Source organism: Brevibacillus sp. NPDC003359 (assembly GCF_042878995.1).
Taxonomy (GTDB): Bacteria; Bacillota; Bacilli; order Brevibacillales; family Brevibacillaceae; genus Brevibacillus.
In genome coordinates, this window is sequence record NZ_JBIAOR010000010.1 from 101,390 (window position 1) to 126,117 (window position 24,728).

At 46.8% G+C, this 24,728-nt stretch carries 28 protein-coding genes and 1 pseudogene; 14 read left to right on the forward strand and 15 right to left on the reverse strand.

Translation table 11 applies throughout. From position 1 onward, the window contains the following. Positions 1–211: 211 nt before the first annotated feature. Together ACFYU8_RS21470 and ACFYU8_RS21475 are read right to left on the reverse strand one after the other, a co-directional pair. The gene (locus ACFYU8_RS21470; protein ID WP_390303466.1) at positions 212–412 is read right to left on the reverse strand and encodes a cold-shock protein; all 201 of its coding nucleotides are present in this window, start codon (positions 410–412) and stop codon (positions 212–214) included. Between the two features lie 250 nt (positions 413–662). After that, a complete protein-coding gene (locus ACFYU8_RS21475; RefSeq protein ID WP_390303463.1) occupies positions 663–1,262 on the reverse strand; it encodes a nitroreductase family protein in 600 nt (199 codons plus the stop codon). A 205-nt stretch (positions 1,263–1,467) separates the two neighbouring features. Here ACFYU8_RS21475 and ACFYU8_RS21480 point away from each other — a divergent pair, with 205 nt between their 5' ends. After that, positions 1,468–1,830, forward strand: a complete 363-nt coding sequence (locus ACFYU8_RS21480) for a VOC family protein (protein ID WP_088910840.1) — start codon at positions 1,468–1,470, stop codon at positions 1,828–1,830. A gap of 52 nt (positions 1,831–1,882) precedes the next feature. On the opposite strand, the gene ACFYU8_RS21485 is transcribed toward ACFYU8_RS21480, so the two are convergent. After that, positions 1,883–2,668, reverse strand: a complete 786-nt coding sequence (locus ACFYU8_RS21485; RefSeq protein WP_390303458.1) for a class I SAM-dependent methyltransferase — start codon at positions 2,666–2,668, stop codon at positions 1,883–1,885. Positions 2,669–2,817: 149 nt separating this feature from the next. On the opposite strand from ACFYU8_RS21485, the gene ACFYU8_RS21490 reads away from it, so the two are divergent. Together ACFYU8_RS21490 and ACFYU8_RS21495 are read left to right on the forward strand one after the other, a co-directional pair. After that, positions 2,818–3,480, forward strand: a complete 663-nt coding sequence (locus ACFYU8_RS21490) for a futalosine hydrolase (RefSeq protein ID WP_390303455.1) — start codon at positions 2,818–2,820, stop codon at positions 3,478–3,480. Next, on the forward strand, positions 3,477–4,322 hold the full coding sequence (locus tag ACFYU8_RS21495; RefSeq protein WP_390303453.1) for a 1,4-dihydroxy-6-naphtoate synthase: 846 nt from the start codon (positions 3,477–3,479) through the stop codon (positions 4,320–4,322). The genes ACFYU8_RS21490 and ACFYU8_RS21495 overlap by 4 nt, the downstream gene beginning before the upstream one ends. 62 nt (positions 4,323–4,384) lie before the next feature. On the opposite strand, the gene ACFYU8_RS21500 is transcribed toward ACFYU8_RS21495, so the two are convergent. After that, positions 4,385–4,921 (reverse strand): superoxide dismutase family protein, encoded by a 537-nt coding sequence (locus ACFYU8_RS21500; protein ID WP_390303450.1) that lies wholly within the window; start codon positions 4,919–4,921, stop codon positions 4,385–4,387. Between the two features lie 167 nt (positions 4,922–5,088). Between ACFYU8_RS21500 and ACFYU8_RS21505 the strand changes: the two genes are divergently transcribed. From ACFYU8_RS21505 to ACFYU8_RS21530, 6 genes are all read left to right on the forward strand, one after another. Then, positions 5,089–5,766 (forward strand): response regulator transcription factor, encoded by a 678-nt coding sequence (locus tag ACFYU8_RS21505; protein WP_390303447.1) that lies wholly within the window; start codon positions 5,089–5,091, stop codon positions 5,764–5,766. Next, positions 5,763–7,166, forward strand: a complete 1,404-nt coding sequence (locus ACFYU8_RS21510; protein ID WP_390303444.1) for a sensor histidine kinase — start codon at positions 5,763–5,765, stop codon at positions 7,164–7,166. Before ACFYU8_RS21505 ends, ACFYU8_RS21510 begins: the two co-directional genes overlap by 4 nt. A 149-nt stretch (positions 7,167–7,315) precedes the next feature. Then, entirely contained in the window at positions 7,316–8,404 is a 1,089-nt protein-coding gene (locus ACFYU8_RS21515; RefSeq protein ID WP_390303441.1) for a Fe(3+) ABC transporter substrate-binding protein, read from the forward strand. Positions 8,405–8,406: 2 nt separating this feature from the next. Further along, positions 8,407–10,062: an ABC transporter permease gene (locus ACFYU8_RS21520; protein WP_390303438.1), complete on the forward strand. Its 1,656-nt coding sequence runs from the start codon at positions 8,407–8,409 to the stop codon at positions 10,060–10,062. After that, positions 10,059–10,700, forward strand: a complete 642-nt coding sequence (locus ACFYU8_RS21525; protein ID WP_390303435.1) for an ABC transporter ATP-binding protein — start codon at positions 10,059–10,061, stop codon at positions 10,698–10,700. Before ACFYU8_RS21520 ends, ACFYU8_RS21525 begins: the two co-directional genes overlap by 4 nt. A 134-nt stretch (positions 10,701–10,834) precedes the next feature. Beyond that, a complete protein-coding gene (locus ACFYU8_RS21530) occupies positions 10,835–11,560 on the forward strand; it encodes a DsbA family oxidoreductase (RefSeq protein WP_390303432.1) in 726 nt (241 codons plus the stop codon). 129 nt (positions 11,561–11,689) lie between these two features. Here the strand turns inward: ACFYU8_RS21530 and ACFYU8_RS21535 are convergent, their stop codons facing one another. Next, the gene (locus tag ACFYU8_RS21535) at positions 11,690–12,022 is read right to left on the reverse strand and encodes a hypothetical protein (protein ID WP_390303429.1); all 333 of its coding nucleotides are present in this window, start codon (positions 12,020–12,022) and stop codon (positions 11,690–11,692) included. 413 nt (positions 12,023–12,435) lie between these two features. Between ACFYU8_RS21535 and ACFYU8_RS21540 the strand changes: the two genes are divergently transcribed. After that, on the forward strand, positions 12,436–12,582 hold the full coding sequence (locus ACFYU8_RS21540) for a hypothetical protein (protein WP_390303426.1): 147 nt from the start codon (positions 12,436–12,438) through the stop codon (positions 12,580–12,582). Between the two features lie 52 nt (positions 12,583–12,634). On the opposite strand, the gene ACFYU8_RS21545 is transcribed toward ACFYU8_RS21540, so the two are convergent. Continuing rightward, complete coding sequence (locus tag ACFYU8_RS21545; RefSeq protein WP_390303423.1) at positions 12,635–13,573, reverse strand: Gfo/Idh/MocA family protein; 939 nt, start codon at positions 13,571–13,573, stop codon at positions 12,635–12,637. 114 nt (positions 13,574–13,687) lie between these two features. Here ACFYU8_RS21545 and ACFYU8_RS21550 point away from each other — a divergent pair, with 114 nt between their 5' ends. After that, entirely contained in the window at positions 13,688–14,644 is a 957-nt protein-coding gene (locus ACFYU8_RS21550) for a helix-turn-helix transcriptional regulator (protein ID WP_390303420.1), read from the forward strand. 39 nt (positions 14,645–14,683) lie between these two features. On the opposite strand, the gene ACFYU8_RS21555 is transcribed toward ACFYU8_RS21550, so the two are convergent. The 3 genes from ACFYU8_RS21555 to ACFYU8_RS21565 all read right to left on the reverse strand — a co-directional run bounded on the left by ACFYU8_RS21555 (position 14,684) and on the right by ACFYU8_RS21565 (position 17,116). Continuing rightward, positions 14,684–15,256, reverse strand: coding sequence for a hypothetical protein (locus ACFYU8_RS21555; RefSeq protein ID WP_390303417.1), 573 nt, complete (start codon positions 15,254–15,256; stop codon positions 14,684–14,686). Positions 15,257–15,325: 69 nt separating this feature from the next. Further along, a complete protein-coding gene (locus tag ACFYU8_RS21560) occupies positions 15,326–16,294 on the reverse strand; it encodes a phosphotransferase family protein (RefSeq protein ID WP_390303414.1) in 969 nt (322 codons plus the stop codon). A 30-nt stretch (positions 16,295–16,324) separates the two neighbouring features. Continuing rightward, positions 16,325–17,116: an aminoglycoside adenylyltransferase domain-containing protein gene (locus tag ACFYU8_RS21565; protein ID WP_390303411.1), complete on the reverse strand. Its 792-nt coding sequence runs from the start codon at positions 17,114–17,116 to the stop codon at positions 16,325–16,327. Positions 17,117–17,349: 233 nt separating this feature from the next. Here ACFYU8_RS21565 and ACFYU8_RS21570 point away from each other — a divergent pair, with 233 nt between their 5' ends. From ACFYU8_RS21570 to ACFYU8_RS21580, 3 genes and pseudogenes are all read left to right on the forward strand, one after another. Then, positions 17,350–17,586, forward strand: coding sequence for an oxidoreductase (locus ACFYU8_RS21570; RefSeq protein WP_390303408.1), 237 nt, complete (start codon positions 17,350–17,352; stop codon positions 17,584–17,586). Between the two features lie 170 nt (positions 17,587–17,756). Then, positions 17,757–18,500, forward strand: a complete 744-nt coding sequence (locus tag ACFYU8_RS21575) for a suppressor of fused domain protein (protein WP_390303405.1) — start codon at positions 17,757–17,759, stop codon at positions 18,498–18,500. Between the two features lie 90 nt (positions 18,501–18,590). Continuing rightward, a pseudogene (locus ACFYU8_RS21580) lies at positions 18,591–18,852 on the forward strand (GNAT family N-acetyltransferase). An 84-nt stretch (positions 18,853–18,936) separates the two neighbouring features. Here the strand turns inward: ACFYU8_RS21580 and ACFYU8_RS21585 are convergent. The 6 genes from ACFYU8_RS21585 to ACFYU8_RS21610 form a co-directional block, all read right to left on the reverse strand. After that, positions 18,937–20,055 carry a hypothetical protein gene (locus tag ACFYU8_RS21585; RefSeq protein ID WP_390303402.1) on the reverse strand — a complete coding sequence of 373 codons (1,119 nt, stop codon included), beginning with the start codon at positions 20,053–20,055 and terminating at the stop codon, positions 18,937–18,939. Then, the gene (locus ACFYU8_RS21590; RefSeq protein ID WP_390303399.1) at positions 20,042–20,572 is read right to left on the reverse strand and encodes an RNA polymerase sigma factor; all 531 of its coding nucleotides are present in this window, start codon (positions 20,570–20,572) and stop codon (positions 20,042–20,044) included. Before ACFYU8_RS21590 ends, ACFYU8_RS21585 begins: the two co-directional genes overlap by 14 nt. A gap of 120 nt (positions 20,573–20,692) precedes the next feature. Beyond that, positions 20,693–22,090: a sensor histidine kinase gene (locus ACFYU8_RS21595; RefSeq protein WP_390303396.1), complete on the reverse strand. Its 1,398-nt coding sequence runs from the start codon at positions 22,088–22,090 to the stop codon at positions 20,693–20,695. Between the two features lie 94 nt (positions 22,091–22,184). Beyond that, positions 22,185–22,970 (reverse strand): hypothetical protein, encoded by a 786-nt coding sequence (locus ACFYU8_RS21600; protein ID WP_390303393.1) that lies wholly within the window; start codon positions 22,968–22,970, stop codon positions 22,185–22,187. 109 nt (positions 22,971–23,079) lie between these two features. Further along, a complete protein-coding gene (locus tag ACFYU8_RS21605; protein ID WP_390303390.1) occupies positions 23,080–23,727 on the reverse strand; it encodes a response regulator transcription factor in 648 nt (215 codons plus the stop codon). Between the two features lie 197 nt (positions 23,728–23,924). Further along, entirely contained in the window at positions 23,925–24,725 is an 801-nt protein-coding gene (locus tag ACFYU8_RS21610) for a TatD family hydrolase (protein WP_390303387.1), read from the reverse strand. Positions 24,726–24,728 lie beyond the last annotated feature (3 nt).

Sequence of the window (24,728 nt, forward strand, 5' to 3'; positions counted from 1 at the left end):
AATGCACGTCACGTTTATTTCATTGTGTACATTTTTTAAAAAACCTTATGCTAGAAAGCGCCGTTGCTTTACTCTGCATTATAAAGTGATTATATGGGGAGGCATGGTTAATGTCAACTGCTCTTTAGGAACAAAGAACGAATTTTGCGAAGAAAAAGAGCTGGAAAAAAAAGCCACCCTTGTTATTCGCAAGGGCAGCTTTATGTGTAATTTACAGTTTTGTTACGTTCTCAGCTTGTGGACCACGGTTGCCTTCAACCACGTTGAATTCAACGCGTTGGCCTTCTTCGAGGGTTTTGAAACCGTCGCCTTGGATTGCGCTGAAGTGAACGAATACATCGTTTCCGCCTTCAACTGCGAGGAAGCCATAACCTTTTTCTGCGTTAAACCATTTAACTGTACCTGTTTGCATGGGTGTTACCTCCAACAAAATAAAATGAATATGTAACTTTTATTTATGGATAAAATAAAATTCACACATTGTAAAAGGTTCGAACATAAGTGTAAACCCTTTACAATATGTGAACGCTTTAAATAAGAATCTTTTGTTTAATGTAATACTATCACAGACGAAAGCGGAAAGCAATCGCTCAATACATGAAAGGACGACCCGAATACGAAATGTTCAGAGCCGTCCATTACAACATTGAACAAAATGTTACTTAGGAAAAGAACTTCACTCTCTCATCCAAAGGCTGGAATTGTTTTTCACCTGGTTGAGCGGTTGGTTTGCCAAAAGGCATTTGTGCTCTCAGCTTCCATTCGCTCGGGAGCTTCCACGTTTGTTGGACTTCTTCATCGATGAGTGGATTGTAATGCTGCAAGGAAGCACCGAAGCCCTCAATTTCCAACGCAGTCCACACAACATACTGAAGCATTCCAGAAGATTGCTCGGACCAAATCGGGAAATTATCTTTGTACGCTTCGAATTGCTGCATGAGGTTTTCGACGATGCTCTGGTCTTCAAAGAAAAGAACAGTGCCGTAGCCGCTACCGAAGGCGTTCATTTTTTCTTCTGTGGCCCCGAAATTTTCAGCGGGAACGATTTTACGCAGTGTTTCTTTAGTAATGTTCCACAGCTTATCGTGCTCAGCACCTAAAAGGACAACAACGCGAGCGCTTTGGGAGTTGAATGAGGATGGTGTGTACTTTACTGCTTCCTGCACGATTTCTTTAATTCGCTCATCAGATACAACATTTTCCTTGCTGATCCCATAGTACGTTCTTCTGTCTTTTACGGCTGAAATAAAATCCTTACCCACTCTGCATTCCTCCTGCAACTTGTTTTTACACTAACATGATGCATTGTAAGGGAGAAGCTTATTCAATGTTTTGTTTCTTACATTTCGTAATTAAATATAAATTCTTGTGCAAGTGTTGTCAACATCTGGGTTTGCTGATAGCGATAAGTAAACTTTTTTTCGGTTACAATGGGATGATAAGGCTCGAGTTAGTAAGGAGGATATTATGATAACAAAAATGGCAACGGTAGCTGTTTACGTAGAAGATCAGCAACGCGCAAAAGTGTTCTGGACAGAAAAGGTTGGATTTGAAGTCAAGCAAGAGCACCCGATGGGACCAAACAGCAGTTGGCTGGAGGTAGGACCAGCAGGTGCCCAGACTGCTTTGGTACTCTATCCGAAAAGTATGATGAGCAACTGGCAGGAACAAAAAGCATCGATCGTTTTTGAATGTACAGAAATTGAAAAGACATATGAGACGATGCGCGCGAACGGTGTTGTTTTTCAAGGAGAGCTGAACAAAATGCAGTGGGGGACCTATGCGACTTTTCAAGATGAAGACGGCAACAGCTATTTGCTAAAAGGATAACCCTAGTGACGACCTCTGGCCAAATCCGGCTGGAGGTTTTTTAAATAACGAATCAAACAATAGCGCGAACGAGGTAATACATATGCGTAGTTGGCAGTCCGTTAGCAGTCGTATAGTGGTCAAAAATCGGCATGACACTCTTCAGGTGTTGTTCGATGGCAGACGTGAGAATAGTGGGACTTTGTCCGAAGCAACGCATGCGAATGACATCGAGTGGAGTCTGTAAATACTCAGTGGCGATCACGCTCTGAATATCGACTCGTTGGAAAGCAGCTTGTCTGAGTCTCTCCTGCAGATTTTGCAGGATCGGGGTGTCGGCAGGACGTAAACCAAATAAATGAGGGAACCATTCGAATAATTCGGCGGATAACTGATCGCCCGGATGTAATCCGATGAATGCGCCTCCTCGTTTGACGACGCGTGCTATATCTGGATAGGCGGAGGTAGGTCCCTTGCGATTGTAGGCGCAATCGAACGTATCGTCATGGAAGGGGAGGGTGTATTTCGTATTGGTGACGACGAAGGAGACGTTTTCGGGTGTTTGGGTACGGGCTTTTTGTACAAAGTTTTCTGTCACATCCAAGCCGACAATTTCTTTGGCAGAACGGCTCCAGTGCAGTGTGAATGCGCCGTGCCCGCAGCCGATGTCGAGAACGGATTGTTTCGGAACCATGCGACTAATTTCTTCCATAAAAAGCGACTCGCCATTCGGTTCCGTAATGGTAGAGCGCCAAGGGTAGACGTATTCACCAGTCATTTGGCCCAGTTGAGTGTACCAGGCCAAAGAGTGGGGGGCGAGCCAGTCGGGATGGGTGTTCGGATTCGGTGGATGATACATGATCGGTCACCTCTCATTTAACGAAAATACACAACAGGTTTTATTGTAATAATTTCCCTGTCTTTTGACAAACTCTTTAAACGGCTTTACACGAACGAAAAGTAGCGATAACGTGGAAGATGGAAAGCGGTTGAAAGGAGCCAGGGCAAATGATTTTGTCACAACAATATAGAAGCATTCTCGTCGTCACCTCGGTTGACGCAGAACGGGATGCAGTGATGCGCGGCATTCAGGGGGATGAGCGTTTCACAGTCATTTCAGGAGGAGTAGGACCAGCGGCAGCCGCAGCGAGTACAGCCAGAGCGCTTGCTTGCGCGGACTACGATCTGGTCATTTGTGCAGGAATATGCGGTGGATTCGTGGGACAAGCAGAGATTGGGTCGCTGGTTGTCGCGACAGAGATCGTTTGTGCGGATTTGGGTGCAGAAACGCCTGAGGGCTTTTGCAGTGTGGACGAGCTGGGATTCGGTTCAGCGAGAGTAAGTGTTGATCAAGAGATGGTCGAACGGGCCACGGAAGCAATGAAGGCGGCTGGTTTATCCGCCAAAAAAGGCATCGTACTCACACTATCAACCGTGACGGGAACAACGGAAACAGCGGCGGCTTTGGCACAGCGGATGCCGGATGCACTCGCTGAAGCGATGGAGGGGTATGGCGTTGCTACTGCTGCCCAGGGTGCCGGACGACCTGTTCTGGAAATTCGCACGGTATCGAATGCAATTGGACCGAGGGATAAATCTGCTTGGCGGATAAAAGATGCGCTGGAATCTCTGGAAAAGGGAAGCACTGTACTACGGGAGGTACTATCATGAAAATTGCGTTTTCGCCATGTCCGAATGACACTTTTGTTTTTCATGCCTGGGCACATGATTTGATTCCGGGAGCGCCGAAGCTCGATATTATGTACGCAGATATCGATATCACCAATACGCTGGCTGCGCAGGGGGAAGGCCCTGAAGTAATGAAAATCTCCTATGCGGCATTGCCATGGGTGATGGACAATTACTCGTTGCTCCCTTGCGGTGGTGCACTGGGCAGAGGATGCGGGCCACTCGTTTTGACCCAAGGAAATTCTGGCGAGAGTGCGAACGATCCAGTACGCCTGTCCAACAAGCGTGTAGCGGTTCCGAGTGAGCGCTCCACAGCTTACTTACTGTTCCGGCTCTGGGCTGCACAAAATGTCCCAGGTGGTGTAGGGGAGATCGTCGTCATGCCGTTTCATGAGATTATGCCTGCTGTACGTGACGGCAAGATCGATGCGGGACTCGTGATCCACGAGGCGCGTTTCACGTATCAAAACTACGGGTTGTCTCTCATGACGGACTTGGGCAATTGGTGGGAGTCTGATACCAATTTGCCCATTCCATTAGGTGCGATCATCGCGAAAAAATCAATGGACATTGAGGCTTTGACTAATTGGACGCGTTCCTCTGTGGAATATGCATGGGCGAATCCTACTGCATCACAAGAATATGTCATGTCCCATGCCCAAGAGCTGTCTTTAGAGGTAGCGCAAGCACATATTAACTTGTACGTGAATGAGTTTACAAGAAATCTGGGTGACGATGGTTTTGCAGCTGTAGAGGCATTGCTCGGTCGTGCAGCCGAGGAAGGACTTGTACCAGCATTTGATTTGTCGACATTACGGCGATAGCTGATTCAATAATGCGAGGGGGCAGCTTACAGGGTTGCCCCTTTTCCTGTTTGAAAGAAGTGTTATCCAGCGTAGATCAATCCACATGCCAGCCGTTTTCCACTATTCCCTGCCGGTTGTGAATGGAAATCATCGGGACTTTGATGGATGATGAGGGATTTACCGACCACATCTGCTGCACTGATTTTGTTTGTGAAAAAAGTCATTCGTGCATAGCCATCATTGGAAAACAGCACAGGGAAATCGCCTACGTGGTTGCCATGCGGCTGTTGCGTAGGGTTCCAGTGACTGCCTGCTGCGGTAAAGGGATCTTCCGGATTTCCTACCGTGCAGACACCATGCTCATGCAAGTGAAAACCAAATGGCCCGATTTGCGGCTGATTGCCGGAGGCTGGCTGGAAAGCGGGGAGACCGCTGATTTCCACGAACACTTCTGTGCCGTAGGGGACATCGGTAAACACAACGTAGCCGTGCAGGCTTGGTGCCAGTGGACCTCCCTGGATTTCGGCAAACGATTGTCCTGTTCTTCTCCCGTATTGTGAAGACACCGCTCGTAAGTCATATTCATAGACGTATTCATATGGTTGATATCCGTACATGTTTCACACCACCTTACTTCATGATCCAGTTTGACATATCTTATGTAAGGGATGGGCGCATGGTTACTGGGCCGTGTAGGAGAACCAGCACGAACATTGACGCTGATAATTATTTTCATCTACAATCAGGTGGAATTCCCCGGTATGGGCAAAAGGGTGGGCAAATCGTGAAAAGAGTGCTGTTGATAGAAGATGAGATCAATATGGCCCGATTTATTGAACTGGAGCTTCGCTACGAATCGTTTGCGATTACAGTCGCGCATAATGGACATACAGGACTCGAGCTTGCTTTAAAGGAAGAATGGGATGTCATTTTATTGGATGTCATGCTTCCGGGCCTTGATGGTATTGCGGTTTGTCAAAAAATACGTAGCGTGAAAAAAACGCCGATTATTATGCTGACAGCCAGAGACAGTATTACGGACCGCGTCTCAGGCTTGGACAGTGGTGCCGATGATTATATCCCGAAGCCATTCGCGATCGAGGAGCTGTTGGCACGCATGCGCGTTGTGTTCCGCAGACAGGAAGAACAGGAGAATGTCCCCCGATCCTTGCTCGCGCATCGAGGACTGGTGGTCCAAATGGAAGGCCGTGTCGTCACCAAAAATAATGAACCTGTTGAGTTGACCAAAAGAGAGTATGATTTGCTCGTGACGTTTATGAAAAACATCAATCGTGTCCTGCCTCGCGAGGTGCTACTCGATACCGTGTGGGGATTCGAGGCTGCTGTCGAGACCAATGTTGTCGATGTGTACGTTCGGTATTTGCGCAATAAAATCGATTCTCCCCATGAGGACAGCTATATCTCGACTGTACGCGGGATTGGCTACGTGATGCGAAAATGAGAGGCCCATCGAGATTCTTAAAGCTCCCGATCAAATGGAAGCTGACCCTCTGGTCGTCGCTTCTGCTTTTTCTCGTATTCATTGGCTATAATAGCTTCCAATATTTTTTTGTAGAGAAGTGGATGTTTAATCAGGAGCAGCAGGTTGTTCAACAGACGATGCGAGAGTTCCTCAACTACGCGCTGGAAAAAGAGCAATCTTTTGAGGGGGATGACCTCGCAGAGCTGCGCAGCTTCTTGGAGAAAATCAATCAACGAAACCAGATGATCCGCATACTGGACGAAGAGGGTAAACCGATTGTTGTCGTATCGGAAAATTTTCAGGATATCACACTGCCACCACTTCCGCCTGTTCAGTCGATTCGTGCCCAGACCCAAGAAGTGCGTGGTGACCTGTTGATTATGAGCAGTCCCCTTACGATCTTTCATTTTAACGGGACAGTCATGATTCTGAAGAATATGAAAGAGTTTGAGCAGTTGAGTGGTGCGCTTTTTCAGGTCATGGCAATTGGGTGCTTGACCGCTGTGATTATAAGCGGTCTGGGTGGCAGATTGCTCGCCCGACAGCTGCTGAAGCCGCTGCAATCGATGAATGAAACGATGAGCAACGTCCGGCAAAAAGGATTCCATGAACGTGTACAGTTTCACGATAATCAGGATGAGATTGCGACCTCGATGAAAATGTTCAATAAAATGATGGATCAGGTGGAGCGTTCCTTTTTGCAGCAGAGACAATTCGTCGAAGATGCCTCACATGAGCTGCGGACGCCGATCGCGATTATCGAAGGACATCTGGGAATGCTGCGGCGCTGGGGCAAAAATGATCCAGTTGTTTTGGAGGAATCCTTGCAGACATCGATTCAAGAGCTCGCCAGACTAAAAGGACTGGTGCAGGAGCTGCTTGCTTTGACGAGAGCGGAGCATGTGGAGATAGAAGAGGATGTCGCGCTCCATGATCCGGATCGGGCTGTCTGTCACATGATAAAGAAATTCGCCATGATTCAGCCAACATTTACGATCGAGCAAGAACTTGCGCCTTTGGCTGGAGAAATCCTTGCCATATCGGAAGAACACCTGGAGCAAGTGCTACTGATCCTTTTGGATAATGCGGTCAAGTATTCCGGGGAGAGCAAGAGAATCCGCGTGAGGGCCAAGGTGCAAGAAAATGTCGCCAGTCTGGAAATTATAGATGAAGGAATCGGCATACCCGAGCAGGATTTGCCGTATGTCTTGGACCGATTGTATCGGGTAGACAAAGCAAGAAACAGCGGGGAGAGCGGGTATGGACTCGGGCTTGCGATCGCCAAACGATTGCTTGTGCGATACAACGGCAGCATAACGATTCAGAGTATGGAGCAGAAAGGGACGACTGTGACTGTTTTTGTGCCGCTTCGTCAGTGAATGTCAGCTAATCCACAGCTCGCTAAAAAAATAGAAGATATTTTTTCATTTTCACATCATTTTCTCATTTTTGTTGGTTACAATAAGCCTTGTCAATTGGCAATGATATTCATTATCAATAATAACTGCTATAGAGAGGGAGAACTAAAATGAGAAAAAAATCTATGCTGGCGGTCATGCTGAGCACGATGCTGACGCTTCCAATACTTGCTGCATGCGGAAACGGCGCGAATACTGCCCAACCACAAACAGAAGCGCCAAAGGCACAAGAGCCGGCTGCCACAGAGCAAGTCGTCAACGTATTTACTGCGCGCCACTACGATATTGATAGCAAACTGTACGCTGAATTTACCAAGCAAACAGGCATCAAGGTAAACGAAGTGAAGGGTACAGCAGAAGAGCTGGTTGAGCGCTTGAAGCGCGAAGGAGAGAGCTCCGAAGCTGATTTGTTCATCACGGTTGACGGTGGTGTTCTGAATTACGCGAAGCAAAACGACGTTCTGCAACCGATTCAATCTGCTGAAGTAGAGAAAAACGTACCGAAAGAACTGCGTGATCCTGACAACCAATGGATCGGTATGGCTACCCGTGCGCGTGTGATCGTCTATGCGAAGGATCGCGTGAAGCCAGAGCAGCTGTCTACGTATGAAGATTTGGCTACGGATAAGTGGAAAGGAAAAGTATTGGTACGTTCTTCTTCCAACTTGTACAACCAGTCACTCGTTGCTTCCTTTATTGAACTGAATGGCGAGCAGGCTGCATTGGATTGGGCAAAGGGTCTGGTAAACAATTTCGCGCGCAAGCCTGAGGGTGGAGACCGTGATCAGGCAAAGGCTGTCGTTGCCAAAGTTGGTGACGTCGCGATCATGAACACCTACTATGTTGGACAAATGCTGAACTCCAAAGATGCAGAGGAAGTAAAAGTCGCGCAAAACATCGGTGTCTTCTTCCCGAACCAAGAAACGACAGGCACACACTTGAACATCAGCGGTATTGGTTTGACCAAACACGCGAAAAACAAGGATAATGCCGTGAAATTAATTGAGTTCGTCACAGGTAAAGAGGCTCAAACGATGCTGACAAACGGAAGCTACGAGTTCCCTGTCAATGCAGAGGCTGACAAGCCTGCTCTTTTGAAAGAGTGGGGAGAATTCAAAACGCAAAAGCTCGACTTTGCTAAGCTCGGCGAGTATAACAAAAAAGCGGTAGAACTGCTGAATCAAGCAGGTTGGAAATAAGCATGACGGGAGCACTTTTGCGTAGAAGCCTGAGACGAAAACTGAACGGGTGGGTAACGCTGAGCGTGATAGGGGCCTTTTTGGCCCTTCTCCCGTCTCTTTACATTTTCTTCGGACTCTTTCAAAAACAGAATGAAAACTGGCAGCACATCCAAGAGTACATGCTGCTGGATTACGCGCTGCAATCGTTATGGCTCGTGCTCGGTACTGGAGCCTGTACGATCATCGTAGGTGTGACGCTTGCCTGGCTGGTCGCTGCCTACGATTTTCCATTGCGTCGCTTTTTTTCATTTGCTTTTGTATTGCCGCTGGCGATTCCTCCGTATATCGCAGCATACACGTACGGCTCCATGCTCAGCTACACGGGGAGCATTCAGACGATTTTGCGTGATACATTCGGGGTGACGCTTGATCAACGCTACTTTGACATTATGTCGATGAAGGGCGCTATTTTTATTTTTACCCTGTTTTTGTTCCCGTACGTTTATTTGATCACGAAAACATTTCTTGAAAAACAGAGCGCTGTGTTCATTGAGAATGCCAGATTGCTCGGAAAAAACCAGACGCATATCTTTTTTCGCATCGTCCTGCCCATGTCGCAGGCAGCCATCGTCGGCGGCGCAAGTCTTGTGGCATTCGAAGTGCTCAATGATTTTGGGGTGACGAAGCATTTTGGGATTCAGTCTTTTACTGCGGCGATTTTCAAGACGTGGTTTGGCATGTATGACGTAGAATCGGCGATCCGTTTGTCGGCATGGCTCATGACGTTGATTATCGGGATATTTATCGTCGAACGACTCGTGCGTAAGCGAAAAAAATACAGCTCGCCTACGAACAGGAGCACTCCGCTCACACGTAGAAAATTGCGTGGAATCCCGATGTACGCTGCCGTAATCTTCGGATTGGTGATTGTTTCCTTTTCGTTTGTGATCCCTGTTATGCAGTTGATTGTCTGGGCGACCTGGACGTATGGGGATGTGTTGAACGAGACCTTCTGGAAGCTCTTGAGCAATACGCTGTTCATCTCCTGTATTTCCATTACCATCTTGATGCTACTCGCCGTAACGGTAGCAAATGTCATCCGATTCTCCCGAGGCTCGATATTCGCTGTGGCACTAACGCGTTTGATTTCCATGGGCTATTCCATTCCGGGTGCAGTCTTGTCCATCGGTGTGATGGCGGTGGTGGTGTCCGTAGATAAAGAACTGGGTTCCTTCTATAGCTGGCTGGGCTTGGGCGCAAACAAGCTGGTACTCAGCATGTCCTTGTTCATGCTGACATTTGCCTACATCATCCGCTTTCTTGCAGTCGGATTCAATGCAGTCGAAGCGGGGTTTGAGAAGATGGGAAACCGCTATTCAGAAGCGGCTCGTATGCTCGGAATGAGCATGACACGAACCTTTTTTAAAGTGGATCTGCCATTAATCAAGGGGGCTGTGCTCACTGGTTTTATCTTGGTGTTCATGGAAATCGTGAAGGAATTGCCGCTTACTTTGCTCCTTCGTCCCTATAACTTCGAGACGCTGGCAACAAAGGCGTATCAATACGCAAGCGATGAACAAATTCATCAGGCCGCGATTCCTTCGCTCTGTATCATTGCAGTAGGGATCGTCTCCGTTATTTTCTATCACTGGTTAGGAGAGAGACAGGCAAAATGACTTTTTTTGAAGTGAAAAACCTGACGTTTGGTTATGCAAGCGGGAACGGCAGCGTCATCCGGGATTTTTCCTTGCATATGGAGCAGGGGGAAGTTGTCGGGCTGCTCGGGAATAGCGGTTGCGGAAAAAGTACATTGCTTCGATTGATAGCCGGACTGGAGTCCCCCAAGAGCGGACGCATTCAGATCGATGGGAAAGTGTTGGTTGATCAGGGGCAGTTTGTGGAGCCAGAGCAACGCGGGATCGGCATGATTTTTCAGGATTATGCGCTGTTTCCGCATTTGACTGTCGAGCAAAACATCTTGTTCGGCCTGCATCGCTTGTCCAAAGAGGATCGTCTGGTTCGTTTGAAAGAGATGTTGGCACTCGTACAGCTCGAGGGCTATGGCAAGCGATATCCGCATGAGCTGAGTGGTGGGCAGCAGCAGCGTGTCGCATTTGCGCGTGCACTGGCACCTAGACCGGCTATCTTGTTGATGGATGAGCCGTTCAGTAATCTGGATGCCGAGCTGAAAACGAAAATACGCGATGACTTGAAGCGAATGCTCCGAGCTGCCAAGATGACTTCGATCCTGGTCACGCATGACAAAGCAGATGCGGAAACAATATGTGATCGCATCATTCGCATGTCTCGCTAAGGCAAATTGTAGCTTTCAGCCTCCAAAGTGCATAGTCGTACCGTACGTTGTTGTATAATGTGCATACGACGAATTTTGCAGTGTGCGGTATGCTGTCTTTCGGTCAGCACCGTTCAAATAGAGGAGGATGGAATATGAAAATTGAAATCTGGTCTGATTTTGCCTGCCCGTTTTGCTATATCGGAAAGCGCCGTCTGGAAGGAGCGCTGTCTCAATTTCCGCATAAGGATCAAGTAGAGGTCGTATATCGCAGCTTCCAGCTCGACCCGCAGATGGAACGCGATACTGATATGGACATGCATGAAGTACTGGCAGCCAAGTATAGCATTCCGCTCGCACAGGCCAAGGGGATGAATGACCAAGTAACCCAAATGGCAAAAGGCGTCGGTCTCGACTATCATTTTAACACGATGATTCCGACCAATACATTCGATGCGCATCGCTTGACGCACTTTGCTCATGCCCATGGAAAAATGAAGGAAATGAAGGAGCGAATGCTGAAGGCGTACTTTACAGAATCGCTCCATCTCGGTGACCACGAGGTGCTGGCACAGCTTGCTTCTGAGGTAGGCTTGGACAAGGAAGCAACGCTCGCCATGTTGGCAGGAGATGAATACAGAGAGCAAGTACAAGAGGACAAACAAAGAGGCAACGATGTGGGTGTCACGGGTGTACCGTTCTTTGTCATTAACAACAAATATGCAGTCTCTGGCGCGCAGCCAGGAGAAGTCTTTTTAGGCGCATTGAACCAGGTATGGGAAGAAGAAAGCGCCGCTCCTGCTCTGAAATTCGTGCAGAACGACGAGAAAAAAGACGAGCAATCGGATGACAATTGCGCAGACGGCTCCTGCAAAATATAAGCGACACGAAAACCAAAGGGAAGTAAAATCTCAAAAGCCGATCCTCCTGAAATGAAGGGGAATCGGCTTTTCTCATGAAAGGTTGCTTTGAGAAGTAATGGAAGTTATTGAGTTTTCGATCGCCTGAAATCACTGAATAACGAGATTAGTTCCTAATACTGTGAACTGTTTACCAATAGAAGAAGCAAATCGGGATGAAGCAGCGCTAACGCTTCCAATTTGCTTGCCAGAGCTGAAGTCATGACTTCCTTGGAGAGTAATATTCTCGAGATCATAAAAGAAAAGTGTCAATGTGAGCATTGCCGTATTCTGCGCTTCAGTTCCCTGATGCACGCTGCGCTTCGTACTCGCGTAATTGGCTACATGGTTATTTCCCTCAAATACTTTACCACCTTCATATTGCCACACACCAGCAGAGTCATCCACATTCGTCAAACTGAGTCGATTTAATGTCAGGTTCATATTAGTTACCTCCCGTAGTAGCCTTGTGCCTTGTTTCTACTGGTCATCATATGCCCTGGCTGCCCAAAGTTGTCGGTATAACACGCCTATTTCCATGTGGTTCATGATATGGTATTATATGGATCGAAATGATGCCTCTTTCAGGCCTCACCATCGGCTCCGTTTCTTTGGTGGGCCCTAACAACTGAGCAATAGCCTGATTGGGGGCCGATGGCAGATTACTCCTAATTAGCAGGCATTCTTTACAGGCTTCATACAGCCGATTCCTTTTAGGGGAGTCGTTTTTTTATGGGAAAATTTTCTTCCCCCCTGAAACAAAAAGGGGCTTGTTACCGAGCTTACGGGCAACTTTTCGGATTTATCATGGATACAGACTGATCAGACAGCAAAAACGCTCTCCAAGGAAGAGGCACTTGATCAATTTTGTGCAGCATGCTCCACTGGAACTCGTGTACTTGCCAGCGGAAAAAGGGGCGGAGCTAGTACTTGCCTTTCAAATTCGCCGGGATTCAGAACAGCCATGGGCAATAGTAGCCACGACAGGCAAGGTCATCAACTAAAAAGCCCGCAACGATCCTCCATGAAAAGACGCTTCATGGAGGTTTTGTTTCTTTACTGGCGCGCAAGCTGTTTCTGCAAAGCAAGCGCAAGCTCCAAAGACTCAACTGCATGATCAACATCAATGATCGATTGTGTATGGCCCGTATAGCATTGAATGGCATGACGCAAGCTCTCTTCATACGGATTGACAGGTTCGAGAACGAGCGCTTTCTTACCTGAGGACGTGTATTCCCATAAGAAAGATTCCGTTTGACCATGGATGTCCGCTTCCTGAAAGACGAGCTTTGCCTTCTCAAAGTACGCCTCGTAACCGACGGTGAATGGGTACGAGGTCGGCATCTGCGAGGAGCAGACTATTTCAGCATGCGCATCAGGGTAATGAAAGTGCGAGTGGACGATGGACTGTTTTTTATCCGATGATTCTGTCCCCCATGTACTCATACTGGCATTGCGACCGAACAGCCATGTTACGAAGTCCAGCTCGTGGATCATCAGATTGGTTGTAATGGAAGACAAGCCTAGATCCCCCCATAAAGGAGCTGTTTCTCTTTTGAGCGAGAGTGAGAGGAGCTGTCCGTACTTGTTTTCTGTCTGAGCGCTGCGAAGGTAGGCGTATGCCGGGTCAAATTTGATAAACTGATTCACCAACAGCTTTTTCCCCGAACGGTCCCTTGCGTGCTTCATGGCTTGAGCATCGTCTAGCGTATAGCAAACCGGTGTTTCGCAGAATACATGCTTTCCGTTTTCGAGAGCTTCTACTGCGAATTGCCGATGCAGCTGCGAAGGCAAGCAAATATCCACGACATCGATAGTAGGATCGCGCATGATCTCGTCCATATGCTTCGTAATCTCCACATGCAGCTCTTCCTGTAGCTTTTGCAGCTTCGATTCATTTCGACCGAATACTACCAATCTATCTACACCATCCATTTTTTTCAGCAGATGCGCATGGTACGCACCAAATCCGGTTCCTAATACTGCGATATTCATCTTGCATCCCTCCCATAACGATAGCTCTATGATATCTTTATATTGTTGACAGCATCTTGTCATCAATTTGACCACGTGAAAAATAGAGTGGTCGTTTTGTCGTGGAGGCTGAGGATGAGACTGCATCGGTTGATTGCGATATTGCTGCTGATCGAATCAAGGGGAAAAATGAAAGCAAAAGAACTCGCTAAAGCACTGGAGACGTCTGTTCGCTCGATATATCGGGATATTGACGCGCTGTCCCAGGCAGGGATTCCGATCGCGGCAACTTCGGGGCCTAGCGGTGGAATTTATTTGATGGAAGGATATACGGTCAATCTAAAAAAGCTGTACGTCGATGATGTCGTGCACTTGTATTTGACCGGGATGGGGATTCATTTAGGGCAGGATACCGAGACTGGACACAGATTAACGTCTGCCTTGCTCAAATTAGAAAAGACGTTGCCGCAGACTTATCGGCCAGATATCGAGAAAGCGAAGCAGCGTTTCTATTTCGATGAGACGCCGTGGTGGGAAGAGAGAATGGTCATACCGAGTCTGGAAGTTTTGCGGGCAGCGGTTTGGCGATCAAGCAAAGTCGTCATTGCCTACCGCAAAATGGATGGGAGCTGCTCGTCACGTACGGTATGTCCCTACGGTCTCGTCGTGAAAAAAACGGAGTGGTATCTCGTTGCTTACTGCGAAAACGCGCAGGAAGTTCGAACATTCAAATGCGAGCGGATTCCTTCTGTTCACGTACTGGAGGAGGCATTCGAGATTCTGGAGAGCTTTTCGTTGGCAGATTATTGGACGAATCAGAAGGCGGCGTTCAAGCAGGCTTGTCGTGAAGTCGAATATTTTCCCGTCGTGATCAGGTTGCATGCTGAAAAGCTGGCCGTGCGAGAGAGGCTGGAGGTGATTTCCGCTGTGCAGCAGGGAGAGTACGAGCAATTGATGGTTAATTTGTACAGTTATGAAAGAGCATGTCGCGATATTTTGGATGTGATCGGACATGTGGAGGTAGTGGAGCCAGCCGAATTAAGAGCTTTTGCAAAAGAGAGACTGCGAGAAATGATGGCACTGTATACGTAGCTACGCCAAAAGGCTTCGCACCAAGTAGGTGCGAAGCCTTTAGCAGGAAAGCATGGGATAACTCGCGTGCACATGTTGTTTGAAGCTCTCATAGTCCGATGCATGTATATGAGAGTCGTGGTCGCTAATACATACATGCTTCATGCCAAGACGCTGAGCGAACCGATTGCCTGCTTCTGTGATATTATCCATGATGATCGATTGGATGCGGTAACCACTCTGTTCGACACGATCCAGTACATCGAGATAATGATGCAGCATCATGCGCAGGGCAGGACTTTTCTGATGCGATGGACCAACAACGACACAGGACAGAAAATAATAGACTCGCTCGGGTGAGGTAGTTAAATCTTCGATATCCGCAGTCGTCATCAGGCTGTCCTTAAACGTCCCTTGTGCAATTTGCAGGTAGATAGGCGGCTTGACGGGAAGCAGGTTCATAAAAGCGATAATGCGCCCATTCTCTTCGATCGCAACGACCGAATCGGGACGAAACAAATACCAATTGTAGCTCTCTTGGTACGGTGTAATAAATTCAGCATCGTAGTATTGAAGCTCGAGCTGTTCCATCTGTCTAAAATGGTCAAGGTGCAAGTGCTCCATGATCTTCATAAACAAATCTCCTTCCTTACGCAAAGCGGCTTTTCTGTAGATCTTCGGCTCGCTGTATGCTTTCTTTGGTTAAATAGCAAATAGCTCGTTTGCGAGTTCCTCGAGCGTGCGGATATCTTGCAGAGGCAAACGATCAGGAAGCATGTAGAAAACGTCCATGGCATAGTGCTGCGTAAGCCCGTGTGCCTGACGGTAGAGGGCTTGCGCCATTGCTTTGTGGGCAAAATCGGTAGTCATCGGCCAATTGCTTGCCTCGAGAAATGCTTTCAGCAAGGTCTTGTCACAATCGAACAAATCCAGGTGCAGCTTGGCGAACTCATAGTGCCGATCTGTCACCATCATATCGCCCCAATCGATAATCCCGCTAAGACGGCCATTCTCCACGAAAACATGACGGAACATCAAGTCACCGTGGACGACGACAGGATCAAGCGGCCCGAGGCTGGCAAGATAGTCGTCGATTTGGGAGACCAAATGCAGCGGCAGTGAGCTCTTTTTTGCAGCAGTCACCACATCCATGTCCGACCAGTCTGCGTGCGTAGCGATGTCGGTTGGAGTGAGTGCATGGACTTTCGCCATTTGTTTACCCAAGTCCGCAGCAACAGAGAGCTGTTGTTCGCAAGTTAACTGGGCATTTTGCCAGGAGACGCCAGACATGCGTGTGGTAATCAAGTATGGCCATGGGTGGTTGGCGTCATCGGACAGGTTTCCTTCAGCCAGCAATCTGGGTGCGGCAATTTCCGGGGCGTTGGCGAGCAAGGTCTGTGCAGCACGTTCAACAGAGTGGCTCTTATGCCATGGTTTCAAGTGTCCGAACAGTTTGACTACGACATCGCCGTAAAGAAACGATGGATACGTCCCGCCGATCCCAGCTACCAGCTCTTGATTTGCTTCGAGCAGATCATGACGTTTCAGGATGTCAGTAATGTAGGGCATCCAGAAGCTGGTGTCGTTATTGTGCAAAATGAATTCTTGTAGAGATGGAAAAGTGGGAGGATGAACAGGGTTGTTCCTTGCTGCAAATGTTGAATCATCCATCAACATACCTCCTCGCATAGACTTTTGTTGTTATTCCGTCTTACTAGGTGACAGTTTGCATATATAGCGTATAAATCTCTGGGTTTCTTTTGCCCGCTTGATTCTGGATGGAAACAAGGATGGTTCATTTGAGTGGTAGCGAATTCGCAATGATTCCCTCAGTAAAAGATGCCACTCACTTGGAAGTTCTTGCAAAGCTTGTTCTACGGCATTTCTCTTCGGAATAATGTCCTCATGGAAGAGCGCGTAATAGATTCGGCATAAGGTGAGAACGGCGAATTCTACCCACCCATCGAGCCAGAATTTTAGCAAGCTGTTTCCTTTCGGCGCCCAATACTCATGTACATTGTATTTCATCGTTTCCCCGACATCAAACCACTGAGTAGGGATATGCAATTCTTCAACGCTTTTCCCCATAACGGTAATGCCCTGTTGCTTGAGGACCCACCACGTCACATGATTGACATCATAGTGGCCGGATGGTTTGAATGCTCCACTGTCACAGTAAGGATAAGGCTCCAAGGATGGATTGGTTTTTCCGATGTCATCCAGTCTTATATACATGCCATCCATTCTTTTGGCTAGTGGGTTGGCGTTAAGGAGAGCATGATGAATGTTCTCGAGAGTTTCTATTTCTGCATTCGTTACCCCTCTATGCAAGAGTGTTACAAAATCAATATCACTGTTCTCTTCCTCGAAGCCTGACAGTGCAATAGAACCATACAAATACACACCGTAGATGAGATCAGGCAGTTCTGCCTTGAGCCGTTGTGTATAGTCGCGTAATAAAGGTCTAACACTTTCCGGAATTCTCGCGTCCATTAGGAAACTCCTTTTTGGTGATCAACATGAGCTTGATGTTCATCCTGAACCATGCACATCGGCTCCCCGACTTTTTCGAAGTCACCTGTGAAATTATGCTGTAAGTGGAGGATTTTGTTTGAAAGGTAACTTCCATAATTTTCTTACCCCGGTAAATGAGGTAAAGTTTACTTGGTTTTTGATTTTCTCGCAAGCTGAATTCTTATCTGATGGGAAAATGATCGCGAAGCGTCATGATTGCAGAAGGCAAAACACTGCATGAGCTCGTCCGCGAATACTGGGATGGCAGCATCATAGGCGTGGGCAATTTAACTCCTGATCGCGCCGAGCAGGCTGTACAGGATGGAATTATGGATGTGGCGGCATTCGGACGTCCATTCCTTGCTAATCCTGACTTGGTCAGTCGCGTTACTCAGGGAGAAGACTTAGTCGCTTCTAATGGACGGGAGCATTTGCAAGTGTTGGTGTAATAGGAGTTATCAAGAGGGGGCTAATACCCCCCCTCTTTTTTCTGCAAGTTTAAGTTAATTCGGATTTCTCTTGTAAGAAATAAAAAGATGAGGTAAAACTTGGATGTATCTCATGCCGATATAAATAGAGAGGACCAAGCGTCTGAATGATAAGAAGGTGAGGATCAGCGATGAATTTTTTCAAAAAGCTATTCGGCGGCACGAACAACGGAGAAAAGGCAAAGGACGGCACTGCGATTTACACATATGACCAGCAGGCAACTTATGAACCCCCAGCGCCCATGGAATATGTGGAAAAAATTGGGAACCATTTTGAAACGGTATTTGCGGGAAGAGAGAGCAATGTTTTTCACGAAATTATTTCCGATACGATCCATATTGATGTGAATGTAATGAGTCCTACAGAAGAAGAACCATTTTGGGTTCTGTATACGAATGGGATGAGTGATTTACCGATGACGATCCCGGATGAAATACAGGAGCAGATGGAAGAGAGTATCGATCGAGCAGAACTGATGATATTTTTGCCGGCTTCATGGGAGCTGACACAAGAGTCGCTACAGGATGAAAATAATTACTGGCCAATCAGACTGATGAAGCAGCTGGCACGGTTTCCTCATCAGTACAATACATGGTTGGGATATGGACATACGATACCGAATTATCAGGAATATGAACCATATGCGGATGGCACGGGTTTAAATGGAGTCGTTCTGTTTCAGCTATCGGAAGAGATCAGTGTCATTCCTACCAAGGATGGGAACAAGATTCATACCTATTTCTTGATTCCTTTGTATAAAGAAGAGATGGAATATAAATTGGAGCATGGTTTGGATGCGCTGTTGGATAAATTGTTTGAGCTGGACGATGATGCGCTGATTTTGAATCCGAATAGAAGAAACACCTGCAAGTAAAAATAGATGAATTCCCCACCCCTTTTAGCTAAAGGGGTTTTCTTGTGAAATATCCGAATAATCAAACAAAAAGACAATCGGAGGCAAACGATGATTCATTTTCGAGTCGCAACAGCAAAAGACCTGAATAGAATTGTTCAGATGCTTGCGGATGATGAATTAGGTAAGACGAGAGAGAGAGCGTTACGAAACCCCGCTACCAGAATGGGCAATTGAACGGGCGAAAGAGCGAGGTTGCCATCTGTTTCAACTAACGACAGATAAACAACGCGAAGATGCGTTGCGCTTTTATGAACGCTTAGGTTTTAAAGTGACTCATGAGGGGCTGAAAATGAAGCTGTCTATCGACTAACAAAAGTACGATGGAGAAAGAAAACGGGTTCCATATACGTTATATAGAACCCGATGCTCCTCGGCTATGACTGAGCCAAGTCAGTCACTTGCTATTTTCTAATTCGATTTCGATTCGATAAATACTACCCATATCCACATCTGCAACATCTGCAAGCTGTATGAAGAAACTTGGTTTCCCCGGACTTCTCAAAACGTAGCCGCTCCAGTCCCGGCCGCCGTAAGCCGTATACCCAGAGATGTCTATGCCAAAAATGTCTTGAATAAGCTGCTTGGTTACAGGAATGACTTCATTCAGTGCTTTGATGTTATAGTCATCTGTTACATGGTTCACAAGATACACTTGACCTGTTTTTGCTCCGATAATTACCTCATATTTCTTTTGTTCATTACTGAGAAACCATTTCTCTTCACTTTCGTATGAACGATCGTATGAACGTTTTCGTTTTTGGGCTTGGGTAAAGGAAAGATTTTTTTCATTGGATAAACGCATCAAGGCTGTTTGCGCGATGGAGATGATCTTTTGATCGACGTCTTCTAGGTTGTAATATAATGTGTAATCAGACACTTTATTTGTTGGGAGATCGACTTGGACGTACTGTGGGTATTCTGTCCCAAAGGAAAAATATGCTTTCTTCTCATTTTTGAAAAAACGGGTACTTTGGAAGGTAACCTGTTGTTTGGTATCCTTAAATGCTTCTCGTGCAGTCTCTACATATTTATGATAGGGCTCCGGTAATTCGTTGATCAAAAAACTCGCAGAGACGTAAAGAACCTCTGTGGTACCAGGCTTAAAAGATACGATGGCTTCTCTGGTTTCTTGATCGTTTGTCCGTACATAATAGGCGTCTTCGGATTTCTCGATCTCCGCAAATGGGAAGGTCTTCTGAATGCCACTCGCATCTTGTACAGCTTTTTGAGCAGCCGCAAAATACGTTTGCTCCTCAGGAGTCAAGGCTGCACTGCTCGTTGATTCTGCCGGTGTAGAAAATGGTTTCATCCAGAAAAAACCGAGCAGCAAGCCGCAGGTGATCAGTCCTTTTGCCATCCATCCATAGTACATTCTTCGTTTGTTCACTTTTTGAAGTCTACCTCCTTTTTCTCGCACACCCTCTAATATTGCTTGGCTACGTTCTCGGGAAAGGATTTGCTCTGGGAATTGATTCAATTCTTCCAGAATGATCTGCTCATCACGTGATGGCATCGTTCATCACCTCCGCAATCGAAACATGCATTTTGTTTTGAATCGCCTTCATCGCTCTATGCATCGTGAGGTTGACCTTGGCTTCGGTCCAGCCCAAAACCTCCGCCGTCTCCTTGCCCGATAATCCCTTGATCCCTCTGAGTATCAACACGTCCCGATAAGAACGCTTTAACTGATTGATCATTTCATAGAGCAGACGTTTGTTTTCACTCAACTCCAGTGACTCTTCCGGTGTTTTGTCGTGTGAAACGAGATGCTGCAAGAAGATATCAGGCAACCAGCTAATCAGTTTTGTCTTGCGCCTTTCATCGATGGCTACGTTTCGTGCTATGGCAAACAGCCACGTTTTGGGATTCTCAACTTCTGTGTCGTGTATGGCTTTCAGGGCACGAATAAAGGTCTCTTGAACAAGATCGTCGATATCGGTTCGTCCCGTGTAATAGACGAGAAATCGATATACATCCTGGCTGTATGAGTGAAACCATTGCTCGATTCGTGCGCCAGTATGATCATCCACTGGTGTTACACCTCCTTGTCACTGTATAGACGGAAAAGCTGCTGACAATCTTTCACTTTCATGAAAAAAAATGAGACACCCCGGATGATCGGTCAGGTGTCTTTGTTCTCTCGTATAGATCTAGTAGGCGGGGAAGATCAGTTTGGCTATTGTCCCTTTACCCGGTTCAGAGGAAAAGCTCAGTTCTGCCCCATGGCAATCAGCAATCTGTTTGCAAAGCGTCAAGCCTAATCCCGCCCCGCCGCCATTTCGAGTGCGGGAGGGATCTACGCGATAGAATGCCTCTGTTATGTGGAGGAGATGTTCTGCTGACATTCCTTTTCCATTATCTTCGACCATTATTCCTTTTTGTCCATGATCCAGAAAAGCAGCCATCTTGATTTGTCCACCAGTACCACAAGCCTTCAACGCGTTATCTACGAAATTGACGAGCAATATATGCATGAAATCAGGATCACACTCCAACGAATCAAAGTGACATTCCGAAGTAATCCGAACGTTTTGTTCCGTTGCCATAAGAGACAGAGCTTGCTCGACGCCAAGAAACAGCTGCTTTATTTGTACAGTTGTTCGCTCGATCTTGTTTTCACGAAGGGTTGCTAATTCAAGCAAACGATACGCAATCTGTTGAAGTCTGCGGCTCTCCGACATGATATAGGTTGTGGCAAACAGCTTGTCGTCTTCTGTGCGAGCCACCTTTTGTATGTATTCTGCATAGCCGTAAATAGTCGTGAGCGGTGTGCGAAGCTCATGTGCAAAGTTGTCGATAAACTGCTGCTTCTGCTGAGCAGCTGTCGCTAACTGCTGGATTTGACTCTGAATTTCCTTTGCCATGTGATTAAAGCTTTGCGCCATTTCGGTCAGCTCGTCTTGTCCAGACACGGGAAGACGGGTATCATACGCACCAGCCGCGATTTGACGGGATGTTTGTGAAATTTGCGAGAGTGGTCTAAATAGTTTAGACAGCAACATATGAAGACCAAAAGCAAATAAAGCAGAGATCACCAGGCCCGCGAAAAACAGCATGTCTTTCATTTGCCGCCAGGCAGCAATTCCATCTGTTGTGTCGTATAGGTACACCATTGTATATAAATCATAGGGAGCAGGGAGCTTTCCTGAAACGAGGACCGAGGTGCGGTCACCTGATTCTTGCATGGAAACGAGTCTGCTGCCGTTTCCCGGTAGCTCAGGAAACCCGTTTGGTACTGATAAGACAGACGAATTTGAATAGACGAGTTCCTTGTCTTTAAAAAGTCCCAATGTCACGTTTTGATCCCCGGCAAGATAGCTGTATGGCTGGAGCAAAGACGGTATGGAGCTGTCGAGATCCGTTCCGCGCCCTTCTACTGCATGAAAATCTTGGAGGAGTGCAGATGTGATGAAATAATGCTCGTTCAAACTTCTTTCTTGTGCACGATGGATTGTGTCTTTGAAGGTCGTGATCGAAATAATGACGATCCCTAGGTTGAATGAAAATAAAAAAAGGGCAAGGGTTGTTAAAAAGGTCCGGTTTTTCATAGAGTTGTTTTCATTTCACCTCTGATTTCATAAAAGAACGCGCAACTCATTGGGAAAAAGCCGCCAGCACAGTGTGGCGGCTGAAAAGGCTCCCTTATTTTTTTGGCTCGGCGATCTCAGGATAAAATACTTTTTGGTTGGGGTGGTTCTTGTACTTTTCTTTAGCATGATAGGTGGCGCCGATGAACTCTTTATCATTGCGGGCTATATACACAGTGGCGATTTCACCGTTCTCGCCTGTGATCTCCACCGATATGATGGGGTCATTGTTCTCGACCATGCTTTGGATTTCGTATACAGCGGACTTGACTGGACCGTTGACAATATTGAACCTTTCTGCTGCCTTTTTGGCTAGGTCCACATACTCCTGCGGATGTTTCGCAAGCTCCTCATCGTAGGTATCTTTTTCTAGGAACGTTCTCTCACGGAACATGCTGAAATATTCTCCGGTAACAGCGTCGATCATGAAGTAATAATTGAGCTTGTCATTGATTATTACTTCACCGTACCACTGTGCGCGAGGAAGGTCTTCACGTGGGTTTTGGTATCTCATTTCTACCACCTTCCCTTCCAGACTCTGGGCATACATCCCCCAAATGGCTTTCGCTCCGATTTCCGCCGCCGCTTCTTTTGTAATGTCTTTACTCGTTGGCATTTGGTTGCTCATGGCTTTTACGGTATAATTCGCTTTTTTGTATCCGAGCGGCAAACTGTTTTGTGGCGTTTGGGAGGAAGTAACTGCATAATTCGCATAGCTGGTAGGGATCGTATTCGTTTTGTTGAAATCGGAAGCCGTTACGACCTGTACGAATCCTTGAAACAGCAATGTGCTGGTGCCAATAATTGCGGTGGCTGCCAAAATGGTTTGTTTGACTTTCATATGAACCTCTCCTTCATTATTTGGTTGTGATCACAATTTGAAGTATAAGAGGGAGGAATTATCGAATCGTCATGGAGTTGTTAGGGAGTTGTAATAGTTTTTCGCGAATCTAGACCTCAAGACGATACCCCATTTTATAGACTGTCTTAATTCGGGATTCCATGTCCAGCTTCTTTCGCAGCTTTTGAATATGAACGTCAACTGTTCTTGTATCCCCCACATAGTCATAGCCCCACGCGAGCTCCAGCAGCTTTTCACGGGAAAGGGCAATATTCCGATTGTTCACCAGCACTTCCAGCAAATCGAATTCCTTGGGAGTGAAATCTATCGGATGATCATGGAGAAATAGTTGTCTGCTCTCAAATTCGATTCGGACCCCATCGAGTTCAAACGTCTTGCTCGTTTTCTTCGTTCGTCGCAACACCGCATCTACGCGGGCCAGCAGCTCCAGCATCTCAAAAGGCTTCACCAAGTAGTCATCTGCGCCGAGAGTCAGTCCCTTCACCTTGTCCGACAGGCTGCTTTTCGCTGTCAAAAAAATAGTGGGGGTCCCACGAATTTGGCGGAAAACCTCATATCCATCAATCTCCGGCAGCATAATGTCCAGCACAACGAGATCCACCGCGTGCTTGTCCAGCTCCTCCAGTGCCGCTTTTCCGTCCATCACCGAAATACATCTATGTCCCACTGCTTGCAGGTTTCTTTTGATAAGCTCATTGATTGGAATCTCATCCTCGACAATTAGGATGGTTGCCACTTTGGATCACCTCTCGTAAAGCATAGCATGGGGATGTAATCGAGTTGTAAAAAAATAGATGGGCAAAAAACAGCCGCAATGAAAAAACGGGACGCAGAATAGACGCGTCCCACTCTAGTAGCGGTCTCTAGCCCATAAAAGTGATTTAAATATATTTTTGACAATCGTAAAGCGACAGTCCCTCTTGAGAAAACTACCTATACGTTAAAAAATTCTTTCGCAGTCTTGGTAGTAGCGCTGGCCACTTCCTCAGGGCTCAACCCCATACATTGTGCGACCGCGTGCAATATATGTCTCAAATACATTGGCTCATTCCGACCATCCACAGGCTTTTCTTTCAAATCACGAGGGGTTAAAAATGGCGCGTCTGTTTCAATCATCAAACGATTCAAGGGAATCTTTTTGACAAGCTCCCGAAGATGTTTCCCACGCCGTTCATCACAAATCCATCCTGTAATTCCGATATGGAAGTCCATTTCTAAATAAGTTTCCAATTCCTTGGAGGTTCCAGTAAAACAGTGTACAACCGCACGATTGATTTTGGGGCGATGTTCTTTGAGAATCGAGACAAAATCAAGATGAGCATCGCGTTCATGCAAAAACAAGGGCAGTTGAAGTTCTGTAGCTAGGGAGATTTGTTCAATAAACCACTTTCTTTGGATATCACGAGGGGAGAAGTCACGGTTGTAATCCAGCCCACATTCTCCAATCGCTACCACATGCGGAAGAGATGCCAGTTCTCTTAATTTTTTGATAGTGGATTCATCACAGCTTTTTGCATCATGGGGATGAATACCTGCCGTAGTGTACAGCCTTCCTTTGGAGCGACTCGCATAGCGTGAGGCATCCATACTGTTTTTCAAGCTTGTCCCTGTCAAAATTAATGGGTAAATTCCTTGTTTTTCTGCTCTGGCAACGACCTCGTCGCGATCTTGCTGAAAGGAGCGGTGCATCAGGTTAACGCCTATATCAATGATCTGTGTATCCAAGAGAATCAATCC

Bases quoted from the DNA above. Each gene is read 5' to 3' on its own strand.
- ACFYU8_RS21510 (WP_390303444.1), top strand. From the start codon at position 5,763: ATGAGAGGCCCATCGAGATTCTTAAAGCTCCCGATCAAATGGAAGCTG.
- ACFYU8_RS21565 (WP_390303411.1), bottom strand. From the start codon at position 17,116: ATGGACGCGAGAATTCCGGAAAGTGTTAGACCTTTATTACGCGACTAT.
- ACFYU8_RS21470 (WP_390303466.1), bottom strand. From the start codon at position 412: ATGCAAACAGGTACAGTTAAATGGTTTAACGCAGAAAAAGGTTATGGC.
- ACFYU8_RS21485 (WP_390303458.1), bottom strand. From the start codon at position 2,668: ATGTATCATCCACCGAATCCGAACACCCATCCCGACTGGCTCGCCCCC.
- ACFYU8_RS21570 (WP_390303408.1), top strand. From the start codon at position 17,350: ATGATTGCAGAAGGCAAAACACTGCATGAGCTCGTCCGCGAATACTGG.
- ACFYU8_RS21480 (WP_088910840.1), top strand. From the start codon at position 1,468: ATGATAACAAAAATGGCAACGGTAGCTGTTTACGTAGAAGATCAGCAA.
- ACFYU8_RS21520 (WP_390303438.1), top strand. From the start codon at position 8,407: ATGACGGGAGCACTTTTGCGTAGAAGCCTGAGACGAAAACTGAACGGG.
- ACFYU8_RS21500 (WP_390303450.1), bottom strand. From the start codon at position 4,921: ATGTACGGATATCAACCATATGAATACGTCTATGAATATGACTTACGA.
- ACFYU8_RS21525 (WP_390303435.1), top strand. From the start codon at position 10,059: ATGACTTTTTTTGAAGTGAAAAACCTGACGTTTGGTTATGCAAGCGGG.
- ACFYU8_RS21600 (WP_390303393.1), bottom strand. From the start codon at position 22,970: ATGAAAGTCAAACAAACCATTTTGGCAGCCACCGCAATTATTGGCACC.
- ACFYU8_RS21555 (WP_390303417.1), bottom strand. From the start codon at position 15,256: ATGAAGATCATGGAGCACTTGCACCTTGACCATTTTAGACAGATGGAA.
- ACFYU8_RS21560 (WP_390303414.1), bottom strand. From the start codon at position 16,294: ATGGATGATTCAACATTTGCAGCAAGGAACAACCCTGTTCATCCTCCC.
- ACFYU8_RS21550 (WP_390303420.1), top strand. From the start codon at position 13,688: ATGAGACTGCATCGGTTGATTGCGATATTGCTGCTGATCGAATCAAGG.
- ACFYU8_RS21535 (WP_390303429.1), bottom strand. From the start codon at position 12,022: ATGAACCTGACATTAAATCGACTCAGTTTGACGAATGTGGATGACTCT.
- ACFYU8_RS21530 (WP_390303432.1), top strand. From the start codon at position 10,835: ATGAAAATTGAAATCTGGTCTGATTTTGCCTGCCCGTTTTGCTATATC.
- ACFYU8_RS21575 (WP_390303405.1), top strand. From the start codon at position 17,757: ATGAATTTTTTCAAAAAGCTATTCGGCGGCACGAACAACGGAGAAAAG.
- ACFYU8_RS21495 (WP_390303453.1), top strand. From the start codon at position 3,477: ATGAAAATTGCGTTTTCGCCATGTCCGAATGACACTTTTGTTTTTCAT.
- ACFYU8_RS21595 (WP_390303396.1), bottom strand. From the start codon at position 22,090: ATGAAAAACCGGACCTTTTTAACAACCCTTGCCCTTTTTTTATTTTCA.
- ACFYU8_RS21490 (WP_390303455.1), top strand. From the start codon at position 2,818: ATGATTTTGTCACAACAATATAGAAGCATTCTCGTCGTCACCTCGGTT.
- ACFYU8_RS21515 (WP_390303441.1), top strand. From the start codon at position 7,316: ATGAGAAAAAAATCTATGCTGGCGGTCATGCTGAGCACGATGCTGACG.
- ACFYU8_RS21545 (WP_390303423.1), bottom strand. From the start codon at position 13,573: ATGAATATCGCAGTATTAGGAACCGGATTTGGTGCGTACCATGCGCAT.
- ACFYU8_RS21585 (WP_390303402.1), bottom strand. From the start codon at position 20,055: ATGCCATCACGTGATGAGCAGATCATTCTGGAAGAATTGAATCAATTC.